Annotated in this window: 12 protein-coding genes; 7 read left to right on the forward strand and 5 right to left on the reverse strand. The window is 43.9% G+C overall.

The features are described 5' to 3' along the window. Positions 1–9: 9 nt before the first annotated feature. The 3 genes from AC3E9V_RS19970 to AC3E9V_RS19980 are packed head-to-tail and all read right to left on the reverse strand — an operon-like array spanning position 10 to position 2,165. Complete coding sequence (locus AC3E9V_RS19970) at positions 10–426, reverse strand: RidA family protein (protein ID WP_488749931.1); 417 nt, start codon at positions 424–426, stop codon at positions 10–12. Beyond that, positions 423–860, reverse strand: a complete 438-nt coding sequence (locus tag AC3E9V_RS19975; RefSeq protein WP_488749932.1) for a GNAT family N-acetyltransferase — start codon at positions 858–860, stop codon at positions 423–425. Before AC3E9V_RS19975 ends, AC3E9V_RS19970 begins: the two co-directional genes overlap by 4 nt. A 9-nt stretch (positions 861–869) precedes the next feature. Beyond that, the gene (locus tag AC3E9V_RS19980) at positions 870–2,165 is read right to left on the reverse strand and encodes an aminopeptidase P N-terminal domain-containing protein (protein WP_488749933.1); all 1,296 of its coding nucleotides are present in this window, start codon (positions 2,163–2,165) and stop codon (positions 870–872) included. A gap of 23 nt (positions 2,166–2,188) precedes the next feature. Between AC3E9V_RS19980 and AC3E9V_RS19985 the strand changes: the two genes are divergently transcribed. Continuing rightward, positions 2,189–3,658: a S8 family serine peptidase gene (locus AC3E9V_RS19985; protein WP_488749934.1), complete on the forward strand. Its 1,470-nt coding sequence runs from the start codon at positions 2,189–2,191 to the stop codon at positions 3,656–3,658. Positions 3,659–3,906: 248 nt separating this feature from the next. On the opposite strand, the gene AC3E9V_RS19990 is transcribed toward AC3E9V_RS19985, so the two are convergent. Beyond that, complete coding sequence (locus AC3E9V_RS19990) at positions 3,907–4,524, reverse strand: hypothetical protein (protein ID WP_488749935.1); 618 nt, start codon at positions 4,522–4,524, stop codon at positions 3,907–3,909. Between the two features lie 160 nt (positions 4,525–4,684). On the opposite strand from AC3E9V_RS19990, the gene AC3E9V_RS19995 reads away from it, so the two are divergent. The 3 genes from AC3E9V_RS19995 to AC3E9V_RS20005 all read left to right on the forward strand — a co-directional run bounded on the left by AC3E9V_RS19995 (position 4,685) and on the right by AC3E9V_RS20005 (position 8,321). Beyond that, a complete protein-coding gene (locus AC3E9V_RS19995; RefSeq protein WP_488749936.1) occupies positions 4,685–6,148 on the forward strand; it encodes a vWA domain-containing protein in 1,464 nt (487 codons plus the stop codon). Between the two features lie 104 nt (positions 6,149–6,252). Further along, the gene (locus AC3E9V_RS20000) at positions 6,253–6,597 is read left to right on the forward strand and encodes a YciI family protein (protein ID WP_488749937.1); all 345 of its coding nucleotides are present in this window, start codon (positions 6,253–6,255) and stop codon (positions 6,595–6,597) included. A 488-nt stretch (positions 6,598–7,085) separates the two neighbouring features. Further along, a complete protein-coding gene (locus tag AC3E9V_RS20005) occupies positions 7,086–8,321 on the forward strand; it encodes an RNA polymerase sigma factor (RefSeq protein ID WP_488749938.1) in 1,236 nt (411 codons plus the stop codon). A gap of 128 nt (positions 8,322–8,449) precedes the next feature. Here AC3E9V_RS20005 and AC3E9V_RS20010 read toward each other — a convergent pair whose 3' ends face one another. Beyond that, on the reverse strand, positions 8,450–9,277 hold the full coding sequence (locus AC3E9V_RS20010; RefSeq protein ID WP_488749939.1) for a helix-turn-helix domain-containing protein: 828 nt from the start codon (positions 9,275–9,277) through the stop codon (positions 8,450–8,452). Between the two features lie 310 nt (positions 9,278–9,587). Here AC3E9V_RS20010 and AC3E9V_RS20015 point away from each other — a divergent pair, with 310 nt between their 5' ends. From AC3E9V_RS20015 to AC3E9V_RS20025, 3 genes are all read left to right on the forward strand, one after another. Beyond that, a complete protein-coding gene (locus tag AC3E9V_RS20015; protein WP_488749940.1) occupies positions 9,588–10,820 on the forward strand; it encodes a M16 family metallopeptidase in 1,233 nt (410 codons plus the stop codon). A gap of 138 nt (positions 10,821–10,958) precedes the next feature. Further along, positions 10,959–11,597 carry an O-methyltransferase gene (locus AC3E9V_RS20020; RefSeq protein ID WP_488749941.1) on the forward strand — a complete coding sequence of 213 codons (639 nt, stop codon included), beginning with the start codon at positions 10,959–10,961 and terminating at the stop codon, positions 11,595–11,597. Beyond that, entirely contained in the window at positions 11,594–13,819 is a 2,226-nt protein-coding gene (locus AC3E9V_RS20025; protein ID WP_488749942.1) for a LysM peptidoglycan-binding domain-containing protein, read from the forward strand. The genes AC3E9V_RS20020 and AC3E9V_RS20025 overlap by 4 nt, the downstream gene beginning before the upstream one ends. The last annotated feature ends 9 nt before the right edge of the window (positions 13,820–13,828 follow it).

A 13,828-nucleotide genomic window follows, 5' to 3' on the forward strand; every position in this document is an offset into this window, starting at 1 on the left:
AATACTCGACTAAATTTCGGCCACAGCTATGCATTTCAGCTCTATAGCGATGGGTGTGGGCAGTGCATTGACCTCCACCGTAGTACGGCATGGCTGCACATCACGAAAATACTCCGCGTATATTTCATTAAACTTCTGAAAATCATCTTTCATGTTGGTAAGAAACACGGTGACATCTACCAGGTGTTTCCACGATACTCCGGAAGCTTCCAGAATAGCCTTCACATTATTAAACACAGCATGACACTGTGCCTCTATATCATAATCAACTATTTCACCTTTTTCGTTCAGTGTGACTCCAGGTATTTCCTTTTTACCTTTAGTTCTGGGTCCTACCCCGGAGAGAAAGATCAGGTTGCCAACCTTTCGGGCATGAGGATATAGCCCTACAGGGTCCGGAGCGTCATCTGACTGGAAAATACTCATAACTTCTTTTCAAAATAAATTTTTGACATGCTCAACGGATCCATTCTCTTGAAATCCACCATTTCAAATCCCTGATCCACAGCAAAATGGATCATGGCCCTGTGCTTATTCAACGTCTTAAACTGAAGGTATCGATACCCCTTCAGCTTACACCAGATCTCCATTTTCTGCAACAGGAGCCTGGCAACACCCATCTTCCTGTACGCAGGATGAACCCCTCCCATCCAGCCGTAAAATGTGCTTCCGTCTTTAAACCGGTCATAGCCAACTTTAAAACCGATAGGTACTCCGGCCACCTCAGCAATCAAAATTAGAAAAACACCGTGTAACCGCTCCAGATATTCCCGCTCGGTGTAAGGGTTTTCAAATTCCGGGATCTCACCGGACAGATCAGCAGCTTCTTGGATGGTTCCGGTTCTTACGGTTATTTTCACCGGCTGATATTATTTATTTGTATTCATCAGATCTTCTATTTCCTCGGCATGAATCGGGATATTGCGCATCAGGTTTTTATGTCCTTTATCGGTGATCACCACATCATCCTCAATCCGTATACCTATGTTCTCTTCCCGGATGTAAATTCCCGGCTCCACAGTAAAGACCATTCCTGTCTTAAATTTGGCATAAACAGAAGCCACATCGTGCACATCCAGCCCAAGGTGATGAGAGGTCCCATGCATGAAGTATTTTTTATAAGCGGGCCATTCCGGATCCTGATTTTTCACATCAGTCTTATCCAGCAGACCCAGCTCCAGCAGCTCCTCTGTCATCAGCTCGCCCACAGCCTTATGATACTCAGGTATGGAATTGCCCGGTTTTAATAGATCTGTTGCCTGATTTTTTACTCGTAAGACCGCATCATAGATCTGCCTTTGACGCTTGGTATAGCGGCCACTTACAGGAATAGTCCGGGTCATATCGGCATTGTAGTTAGCATACTCTGCTCCTACATCCATTAGCAGGAGATCCCCATCTTTTAGCTGCTGGTTATTCTCTATGTAATGAAGCACACACGAGTTGAAGCCACCGGCCACTATGGGCTGGTATGCAAATCCCCTCGACCGGTTTGAAAGAAATGCATGAGCGTATTCAGCTTCCACCTCATATTCCCATACTCCGGGCTCTACCGTCTCCAAAATCCTCCTGAAACCCTGCTCTGTGATGTGGCAGGCGTGTTCTATAAGTGCGATCTCCTCCCGGGACTTTACTGTTCTCAGGTCATAAATGATCGGCGCCAGTCGCTCATATTTATAGAGGGGGTATTTGGCTATGCAATCCCTGGTAAAACGGTCATTGGCAGTTTCTACCCTGGAAGCATTTCGTATATGCTCGTTGCTGGGCAGGTAGATATGCTCTGTTTCTGCAAGCAGGAGATACAGAGTTCGCTCAAACTCCGTATTCCACCTGATATTTTTTATCCCCGAAGTTTGAGTACCTTCCTTCTTGGTGAGTTTATGCCCTTCCCAAATGGCGATCTTCTCATTGGTCTCCCTCAAAAACAGGATCTCCCTCATTTTTTCGTCCGGAAAATCAGGAGCCAAAATCAAAATCGTCTCTTCCTGATCCACCCCGGTCAGGTAAAACAGATCAGAGTTTTGGCGAAAGCTCATCGTACCATCCGCATTGGTAGGCATGATGTCATTGGCATGAACTATCACGATGGAGTTTGGCTTCAGGTGTGAAACGAGACGCTTCCTGTTTTCTATAAATAATTGATTATCAATCGGTCGATACTTCATATTGATGGATTAAGTCGCTTTATTTGAAATACATAGCCCAGGGTGGTTCAGCAAAGCTAAAAACTGGCTATATTCAATGGTGTAAAATGCGTTACTCTTTTGCCTTAAAGTTAGTATTTCTTTTATTCTTAGCCCCCATCTGTGAGGCCCAGGATAAGTATTGGGTATATCATCCTCATGAACTGACTGAAGATCTAAAAAGCATTATGCCAGCTCCGGAAAATTGCTCAGATTGGCTTGATGCGTGCACCTATTACCTGGGTGAAGAAGCACTGGATCAGCTTCATAATGCAGGCACGGAAATAACCCCGGTACTTTCATATGAGCCTGTCAGAAAATCGAATGATAAAACACTTGGTTTCGCTCTGGAGCAAGTGGATGCCGGAGCTTTCATCGCAAAAGGCCTGACCGGAAAAGGAATAAAGATCGGCATCATTGATGGGGGATTTCTTGATGCTGACGAAGAAGAAAACCTGGCCCATTTCTTCGAAAACGGACTGGTAAAAGCCTACAGGGATTATGCTACGCCGGATATGGAAAAGTACGGCGGCACCAGGGCACTGGATGACCAGCACGGTGCAGAGGTATGGAACCTCATCGGTGGACTGGACCGGGAGAAAAATATCCGGTTTGGCTTAGCCACACAGGCCGAATATTACCTGGCCAGAACAGACCACGGCGGTTATGAACGGCGGATAGAGGAAGACTACTTTATCGAGGCGCTAGAATGGATGGACAGCCTCGGGGTAAGGCTGATCAATGCATCCCTTGGTTATAACCTGGGATTTACGGATAAAAAGGAAAACTACAAGGTTCATGAAATGGATGGCAAAACGACCGCAATAGCTAAGGCAGTAGAAATAGCGGCAACTGAAAAAGGAATGCTGATCGTAGTGGCCGCAGGAAATGAAGGAACGGTAAATCACTGGCAGATCCTTTCCACCCCTGGTGATGCAGAGCATGCGCTGACAGTCGGCTCCAGCAAGTTTAAGATCTGGGACAAAATGAACTTCAGCTCGATAGGTCCTGACTTTGTGGATTATGTAAAACCGGATGTAGCAGTCCATTCTACTTCAGGCACTTCATTTTCCACACCCGTGGTAACGGGTATGGCCGCCTGCATCTGGGAGATGAAGCCTGAGCTCAACAACCTTGAAGTCATTGAGCTCTTTAAAAAGGCCGGGCACTTTTATCCCTACCCAAATAACTACCTGGGCTATGGCGTACCTACCTGCACCAACATTCTCGGGCTGCTGGATGGGGAAGAGCCCGCTGAACCGGAGGTCATTCACACAAAAAAGAAAGTTCTGAAATACCGCAGAGATTTTGAGGTGAACTATCTGATAGCCTTTCATAAAAAGGGAGCCAGAAATGTCATCGGGCGGGTAGTTTACAGACCTTTCGGTAAAAAAGTGAAAGTAAAACGACTGGAAGGAGCTACGCAAACCTCTTTGCTGATCGGAAAAGAGTTTGTGGAGATCTTTTGGGAGTAGCTACCAATCTGCGACTTATGATCCCCATAGCTGTCATTTTTAAGTGGTCCTGAATGATTTTCAACCGGTCCTCAGTGGTTTTTGAGTGGTACTGAGCCATTTTGTGAGGCGTCCTAAAATAACTTTGAGGCGTCCTAAAATTACTTGACAGGTTTTACATTAATTCTGGACGGTCTCCTGGAGGTCCTAAAATAACTTTGAGGCCTACCGGTATATCATCCTGAAATCAGAAGACCGGACCTCACAATTCAAATCCATATCCCAAATCCTAACTGAAAGGAATAAAAGTCTGGAAAAAGCTCCGTCTCTGTACCCCAATTTCGTTGCTGCCTACGGGAAAGATTAGAATTTTTTACATGATGACCTAAATGCAATAGAGAAAAAATGGGATAATAAAACCCAATATCTGAAAAGATCTTGGATGAAATCTTAAAATGAACCGACGGGGAAATAATGAAATCAACCGGAATGGCATGAGTAGTCCGGTCGAATGTTTGTGACGATGTGTAATCCATTTTTACACATTCATATGATAACTGAGAACGTAAAGCTAAATACGGCTGCACAGGAGCAGACCTGAAAAAGTGGATATCGTACTGGTACGACAGAGCCACCCGAAATTGCTTATTATCACTATCTCTACTGTCTCTCCTGACATAACTAACCTGATCTATAGAGATCTCATGCCGGTTCTTCTGCTCGTTCATCCAAAGGTAGGTGACGGTAGGGCTCTTAAGATTCGTAAAAACGCTCTGATAGGATAAGGTGGCACCTGCCTTGAGTGCATACTTACTATCTTGTGAGAAAGTACTTGCAGTGGTAACCCAGGTAAAAATGAGAAGAGTAAACGTACGTCGAAAAACCATATCCCTTTGGAGTATCCTAATGAACAAATGTTAAATATAGCATTATCTCTCAGTCTCTATTATGCTGTGAATTTTTAAGGCTTTCCCACTTTTTACAACGCAAAATGCTAAAAAGGTGTCATGGTATTTAAAATACACTAAAACCTAAAACGCCTTTACTATGAAAAACGCTCGTCTCCTCTTACCTATATTGATCATAGGTCTGTTTTCCTGCCATTACGAAGATAAGGATGGTCTCTCCACCAGCTACATTGACCTGGCACTATCCGGGGATCAGTATTTAGAATACACGGAAAACCCCTTCGTGGATGTATCTGAAGAGCCTGTTTCTACCTTTTCGATTGACGCAGATGGAGCATCTTATGCAAACGTTCGCCGGTTTATCCAGCAGGATCAATCATTGCCCCCAAAGGGTGCCATCCGTACGGAAGAACTGATCAATTACTTTGACCTGGACTATCCCTTTGGTGTAACAAATCGTCCCATTGCCCTCAATGGTGAAGTGAGCGCCTGCCCCTGGACACCTGAAAACAAGCTGATCAGAATAGGCATCCAGGGCAGGCCAATTGTGACTACAGAACTGCCCAATTCCAATTTCGTATTCCTCATAGACGTTTCCGGCTCCATGTCCGGTGATGACAAGCTGGACCTGCTTAAGAAAGGTTTCAAAGCTTTCGCAGATGAAATGCGCGACGAGGACCAGATAGCCATTGTCACCTACGCTGGTAGTGCAGGTGTAGTACTGAAATCCACCCCAGGGTCTGAAAGAGATAAAATTAAAAAAGCAATCGATAAGCTGGGGTCCGGAGGAAGCACTGCCGGAGCAGACGGAATTTTAACGGCTTATGAAATTGCAGAAGAGCATTTTATAGAAGGCGGAAATAATCGCATCATTATGGGTACGGATGGCGACTTTAATGTAGGAGTCTCCAATAATGATGAGCTGATAGAGCTGATAGAAGAAAAGAGAGAAAGTGGCATCTTCCTTACGGTACTGGGGGTAGGTCGTGGAAATCTGTATGACCACCGGCTGGAACAAATAGCCAACAAAGGCAATGGAACTTTTGAATACATCGATAATACCAAACAGCTCCAAAAGGTTTTCATCTACGATTACCAGAAGTTTTACACTGTAGCTAAAGATGTGAAAGTCCAGGTGAAATTTAACCCCTCACTGGTGAGTGCATACCGCCTGATCGGTTATGAAAACCGTGTCCTCCCAAATGCTGATTTTGAAAATGATAAAAAAGATGCGGGAGAGATTGGCGCTAACCAAAACATCACTGCGCTCTATGAAATAGTGCCTGCACAAACAACTGACCCACAATTAAGATCTGTGCCCACTTTTACAATTGATTTCAGGTATAAATTGCCCGATGAGGACACCAGCACTCCCCTCTCTTTGGAAATATTTGATAGCGGGAAAACCTTTGACGAGTCGAGTGATCAAATGAAGTTTGTCTCCGGTATAGCAGGGTTCTCTATGCTCCTGCTAGACTCTGAATACAAAGGAAATACGACTTACAGCAAGATCCGCAATTGGCTTAACCAGTCAAACCTTCCTGATAACCATGGGTTCAAGGAAGAGTTCAGAGAACTGGTCAGTCAGGCTGAAAAAATGTAAAATTATTCTGCTTCCGATTGTCCATTTTCAAAAGTGTTTATCGTCATAGAGGAAACAAGACAGAAAATGTCTTATATTTTTCAATCTTAAACGCTTAAAAAACGATGAAACAATTTTTGTACTTATTCAGAGGCGGTGACGAAGGTTATGAAAATCAATCTCCGGAAGAAATGCAGGCCCATATGACCAGGTGGGGCGAGTGGATGCTGAAGATCAGCCAGACAGACGAACCCGTACCAGGCCTTCCCCTGCAAAAGGAAGGAAAAGTAGTAGCAAATCGAGGTGAAGTGATCACAGATGGCCCCTTTACTGAAGGAAAAGAAATTGTAGGTGGCTATTTGCTTGTAGAGGCCAATGATCTGGACCACGCCGTTGAGCTCTCCAAAGGCTGTCCCATTTTTGAATATGGAGGAACAGTAGAGGTAAGGGAAGCTGTCGAAATGAACTAAATTTCTGCCTTCAAAAGAAAGCTCAGGGTTTTCGCTAAGTACGAAAACGCTGAGCTATTCTATTCGCAATCCAAAAACCCATTGTTCACCTGGTTAATCGCCGTAAGTGATCATTCAACTAAGCAAATAGTGAAGCAAGGATCAGTACCGAAAACACCAAACCAGCCATATAAATGACCCGTTTAACTCTGTAAAAAATCAACATAACTGTTTTTCTTTTATTTTTATACTATGTGAAGTTATTATCACCTGTGGAGTTAAACCTGAGTAAAAAACCTATTTGGATAAAATGGGTATTTTTTCGGGTAACCTAAGTTTTTTACTTATATCCTGCTGTCAAGTTGCAGAATTAAACTACATTAAAATGTGTCGCAAATAGTTGATTGCCGGTTCATTTGTTTCTATTTACCCTGACAAAAATTTCCTTGAAGAGGAATTTTTCGTCCTGGTTGATTATTTGCGCCATTAGGCACTACTTAGCGCTTCCAATGACCAATTCATCTCCTTCCAAGCTGGTAGATCACTTTTTCAGAAATGAATTTGGGAAAGCTGTATCCTGGCTTACGGCTAAATTTGGTCCCTCCTACCTCGAAGCAGCTGAAGACGCTGTACAGGAAGCTCTCGCTAAAGCGGTCCAGACCTGGTCATTTAACCAGGTACCCGACAACCCTTCCGCCTGGATCATTCGGGTAGCCAATAATAAGCTCATCGATTACTTGCGCAAACAGCAAAAAGTCTACTACACCACACAAGTCCCTGAAACAGCCTACAATCAGCAGGATATCTCCGAAGATCTGTTTGCAGACGAAATGATCAAAATGATGTTTGCATGCTGTAACCCAAAACTGAGTACCGAATACCAGCTTATCCTTACATTGAAGATCCTGGGCGGACTTTCCATCAGAGAAATTGCTGCAGCCCTGCTCAAAAAAGAAGATACTGTTGCCAAGTCCTATACCCGGGCCAAAAAGAAATTCAGGGAAGAAAACCTGAAACTGGAGATACCAACGAAACAGGAAATCCAAAATCGACTGAAAACGGTCTTAAAAACCATTTATCTGATCTTTAATGAAGGTTATAAAAGTACCGAAGGAGATCAGCTGATTAGGATGGACCTTTGTGAAGAGGCCATGCGACTCAATCATCTTCTTCTTGGCAAAAAAGAAACCAACAATGAATGGAGCAGGTCATTGATGGCCCTCATGCATTTCCATGCTTCCCGGTTTAGCTCCAGGATGAACAGTGAAGGAGAAATCATATCCCTCATGCATCAGGACCGTTCAGGCTGGGACCAGGACCACATCACTATGGGCAACAAATACCTGACAACCATCAAAAACGGTTTAGGGAATCCATATTTTATTCAGGCAGCTATCAGCGGCCTGCATGCTGCAGCACCCACTTACGAAAAAACGAACTGGGAGTATATATTAAACCTGTATGATGCATTGTACAATATCCAGCCAAACCCAATCGTAGCATTAAACAGACTCATACCGCTAAGCAAAGTGCACGGTGCAAAAAAAGCCATGCAATGCCTGGAAGAGCTGGATCAGGAGAGTATCGGAAAAAACTATCTCCTCCCGGCAATAAAGGCAGACCTACATCTGCAGCTCGGTGAAAAAGAAAAGGCCAAATCCCAACTGGAAATGGCCTTAAGAATGGCGGTGAATAAAATTGAACAAGCATTTCTGCGTAAAAAACTTACGCAGATACGGGATTAATTAAGCGAATTATCAAACCAAAGAAAACACCAATTAGAAAAAAAGGATTGTACAATTCGGAAGTCCGTTTCACTTGATATAACTATCCCAGGGCTGAAGAAACCTGTTTTGCTGCTGAGTACAGGCAATTAATCAGAATTAAAAAAACGGAACCTGTGGGCCAGAGAATTTGGGTCTATTGCCAGCTCACCGGGAGTCTTTCCGCAAACCCTTTTAAAATCCCTGATGAAATGAGCCTGATCATGGTAACCTACCTCATGTGCCACGCGGCTCAAATTTGGTTTTTCCCCCAGCTCATCCATCACCTTTAATGCATGATTAAACCGTGCCAGCTCCAGAAATTTTTTAGGAGACATCCCCAGGTGCTTTCGGAAAATATCCCCTAAATATCGACTGGAATAGCCTAACCATTTTGCCAGATCTTCTACTTTGGCCTGATGTCCCCTTGGCTCAATCAACCTTTTGTAAAGGGTAAGAAATTTGTCACTAAATGTATTTTGCTGAATCCTGGCATGAAGAAACTCCTCAAAAATCTTAACCACCTGAGTTTTGCTGATCACTCCCATTTCAGACCAGTCTATTGTAATTGGTAACTTCAGATCCTCCAACCTTAAAAAGTGGTTCATAATCTCTTCCGGAGTGATCCCTAATAAAATACTGAGATAAACAGGGTAGATATTTACCCCGATTATACGGAGTTTTTGATGCTGATATTCCATCAGCGTATTTCCAAACCCCGCATAGACTCCTTCAGCCAGGTCATATATCTTGTCACTGTTGTGAAAGGCTGCTTTGAAACTGCCGGAAACAGGATTGATATAAAAAAAAGAAGGTGTACCATCCGGCAGTAAAAAGTCCTTTCGTTCCCCGTCACCAGAGTACTCTATCACAAAAAAACGCCTCACTATATTCGAAAGACTTTCGTCAGGCAATATCTCTTCAAACTTCAGGGACATAACTCATTTTTTCACCCCAACACATCAGCAACCATCCGGTCAAAACATTAAAATCAAAGCTCATGAACTAAATCGCCTTCAACATACCTTCACTTTTCAAATATAAGCATCAGGAAACCTTGAAACCGGTTAAATTCCAAAACTTACAGGTCTATAAATGATCATTTAAAGGTTTCCCGGGTTGTCGCTTCCCGAAAACGACCTGTGAGAACTGTTAAAAGCAGCATTGAGAACCAGTTCACCGGTTACAGTTGTTTAGGTTACAAGCACATGCGAATAACCGATGCAAAAGTAGTAAATTTGCGGCCCTATGGAGGATTATGAGTTGATCGAATTGTCGAATGGGATCCGGGTGATTCACAAGCAAATAAGTCACACAAAAATAGCTCATGTCGGTATTATGCTCGATATCGGAAGTAGAGATGAGACACCAGCGGAACAAGGACTGGCCCATTTCTGGGAGCACATGGCCTTTAAAGGGACGGAGAAGCGAAAAGCATTTCATATCATCAACCGTCTGGACTCCCTTGGTGGCGAGTTAAATGCGTATACCACTCGCGAAAAGATCTGTTTTTATGCCTCGCTGTTGGATAACCACCTGGAAAAAGCTGTAGAGCTGCTTGCAGACATCACTTTTCATTCCGTGTTCCCAACGAAAGAGATCGAAAAGGAACGGATGGTTATTCTGGAAGAGATGGCTATGTACAGGGATACCCCTGAGGATGCCATTCAGGATGATTTTGACGAGCTGGTATTCCATAATCACCCACTCGGCAAAAACATTTTAGGTACTCAGGAAACGGTTAGCTCCTTTAAACAAGAGCACTTCCGGTCCTTTTTAGAGAGAAACCTGAACACTGAAAAGATCATCCTTTCCAGCGTAGGAAGCTACCCAGCCAAAAAACTGGTCAAACTGGCTGAGAAGTACATCGCTCCTGTTCCTCATAAAAATCACACCCCGAAAAGAAACTACTTCAAAAAGTACATACCTTCCATTTATGAAGTTTCCAGGCCTATTACCCAGGCTCACATGGTGTTGGGGCGGACCTCCTACGGATTAAAAGACGAAAATCGAATACCATTTTTCCTGCTTGTAAACATTCTGGGAGGACCTGGTATGAACTCCCGGCTAAACTTATCGCTGCGAGAAAAACATGGCTTTGTTTATGGCATTGATGCAAGCTATACCCCGTATTATGAAATCGGAGCGCTGAACATCTACTTCGCCACCGATCCTAAAAACCTTAAAAAAAGCCTGAGCCTGATCCATAAAGAACTTGACAGCTTTAAAAACAAACCGCTTACTTCACTTTCATTGCACCGGGCCAAACAGCAGCTAAAGGGACAGCTGGCCATGTCAGAAGAGAACAATAATGCAGTAATGCTCATGATAGCCAAAAGCATCCTTGACCTGGACAAGGTCCCTGACCTGAATGAGCTTTTCAAAAAAATAGACGCTATAACTTCCGAACAGCTTGTAGAACTGGCACGTGAAAATTTTGACACAGATCAGTTGAGTCAGCTTACTTTCCTGCCTCAATGAAAAGGGGTGCAGGGGAATGTTTATAAGCAAGTTTGTTTTTGTGTGAAAATTGTCGGGAACATTCAAGAATGCAAAACTGTCGTGCACCAATACCTCAGACCGTACAGAAACGTCTTCAATTTTCTATAATTTTACCCTATGGATTTTTTACCTGAGGAGCTGGAAGCTTACGTCACTGCACATACCCAGGAAGAGTCAGATCTTCTGAAGAAGATTAATCGGGATACTCATCTTCACGTCTTAAAACCAAGAATGCTTTCCGGCCACCTGCAGGGCAGGGTTTTGGCTATGCTATCTCACATGGTACAGCCTAAGGCTATCCTGGAGATAGGCACCTATACCGGATACTCGGCACTTTGCCTTGCTGAGGGGCTAAAAGATGATGGAAAGCTGGTTACTATCGATGTAAACGAGGAGCTGGAGCCAAAAGTGAGAGGTTATTTCAATTCCTCCGAACATGGTAAAAAGATCGAATTTATTCTGGGCAATGCACAAGAAATCATTCCTACCCTGAGTTATACCTGGGATATGGTTTTTATCGATGCTGACAAAGAGTCCTACCCAAAATACTTTGAGCAAACCCTCCTACAGGTAAGAAAAGGCGGCTTTATTATAGTAGACAATGTGTTGTGGAGCGGAAAAGTAACCGATCCTTCAACAAAAGATAAGGCCACAGAATCCATGAGGGCATTTAATAAAATGGTTCACGAAAGTAGTGAGGTTGAAAATGTACTTTTCCCGATCCGGGATGGACTTATGATCTTAAGAAAAAGATGAGAAAAGCGTTTGTAAGTCTTTTAATCTTTCTCGCAGGGTCTGCCCATGCCTGGCAATCCAATGAAATCCCCCAGGTTCCTTCCTCCATAGAGATCGCAGGAATGAAGCTCAAAATCACGGATGATGCCCGGAAGGAGATCCAGAAAGATGTCAATGCATTAAGAGCGTCTGACAAATACTTCAGGATCAAGCTGGATCGCGTCAACCTCTATTTTCCCATCATCGAGCGGGTATTTAAGGAAGAAGGTGTGCCGGATGACCTCAAGTTTCTTTCAGTACAGGAAAGCGCATTGATTTCCGATGCAGTATCCACCTCCGATGCGGTAGGTTACTGGCAGTTCAAAGACTTCACAGCGAGAGAAGTAGGGCTGCGGGTGGACAATAAAGTGGATGAGCGTAAAAATATCGTCTCTGCTTCTCATGGAGCTGCTCAGTATTTCAAGCGAAACAACATGTTTTTCAACAACTGGATCTATGCTGTAAATGCGTATATGACTGGTCCTGGAGGCGCTCAGCGGTTTGTTGACAAATCCAATTATGGGAAAGACAAAATGACCATAGATAAGCACACGCACTGGTATGTGCTTCGATTCATTGCTCATGTGATTGCCTTCCGTGACGAAATAGGCCAGCCTCACTCAGAAGGTCTTAAACTTGTGGAGTACACTAAAGGAGCCAATAAGCACCTGGATGACATTGCAGATAAGTATAATGTAGACAGAGAAATCGTAAAAGATTATAACAAGTGGCTCAGGCATGGCAAAATCCCTGACGACAAAGTTTACACTGTCATCCTGCCAATAAAAGGGAAGGTGCCCAAAATAAAAGATGATGACATAACTGCACCTCTTACCAGAACCAAAGAGGAACAACAAGTCCTTTACCCAAAAGTGCTTACAGGGGAAATCATCAATGAAAAGGCAATGGAGATAGAGATAAATGGCAAGGATGCGGTCATTGCCGCTCCGGGAGACAACCTGGATAAACTTGCCTTGAAAACCCGGGTCTCAGGCAGCAAGCTGGAGAAATTTAACGATCTCAGACCAGGGCAAGAACTCAAAGCAGGTGGGATCTACTACACCCAGCGAAAGCGAAACCGGTCTCCTATACGGTTTCATGTGGCTCAGTACGGGGAATCTCTTTGGGACATATCCCAAAAGTACGGCGTAAAACTGAAGAAACTGGCCAAGAAAAACCGGATGGAAATGAGCGATCCGGTGAAGCCGGGAAGAGTGGTTTGGCTGAGAAAAAACAGGGACGCAGATGAACCCATCCAATATGAGGATATACCAAAGCCTAAACCCAGGCCGGTTCGCAAAGAACCTGTAAGACCGATAGTAAAAGAAGATCCAAATAATGAGCCTTCTCAAAAACAACCTGCAACAAATCAGGAAAGGGTTTCCGGTTCCACTCCCCCAGGGGTGCCCACCAATCAGCCTTTGGAGAAAGTAACCCTTTTCAAATACCATCCGGTAAAAGAAGGAGAAACACTGGCAGGTATTGCTGCATTTTACGGACTCAGCACGGCTCAGATCCTTGAATGGAACGAACTGAATACTGCTGAGGAAATAAAACCGGGCCTGAACCTTAGATTAAAAACAGATAAGGATATCCAACCCATTCAGGCAACAGAAGAAGATGAATCACAACCTGATATATCGACACATTCAAAAGAAAGCGCAAAGACCTCCTCTGGTCATCACATAGTCCAGGCTGGTGAAACTTTATGGGGCATATCCCGGCAGTATAACGTAACCGTGGAAGACCTGACTTCATGGAACGACCTGGAAGGCGGGACTATCAGCCCAGGACAAAAACTGAAGGTCAGTCTGGGAAATAAAGCGGATGAAACTCAACCGCGAGAAGAGACCATGGAGGAAACCAGCCAGACTGCAAAGAACCATATTGTGCAGGCTGGTGAGTCCCTTTGGGAGCTTGCACAAAAATACGGAATAACCGTAGAAGACCTTCAAAAGTGGAATGACCTGAAACCAGGAGAAGCCCTTGCTATTGGTCAGAGGATATCACTTGCCATCTCAAATGACTCAGAAAATGAAACTAAGCCAGCGTCAGAATATGCTACGTTCATTGTGAAGGGAGGAGATAGTCTCTACAAGATTGCCCGGGAGTTTGATATGACCGTGGAAGAACTCATGGAGCTTAACGACCTGGAATCCACCAGTCTTTCTGTGGGACAGGAGCTGAAGGTAATAAAAAAATAGTACCAATTA

The sequence above is a fragment of the Marinoscillum sp. HNIBRBA16962 genome (genome assembly GCF_057801515.1).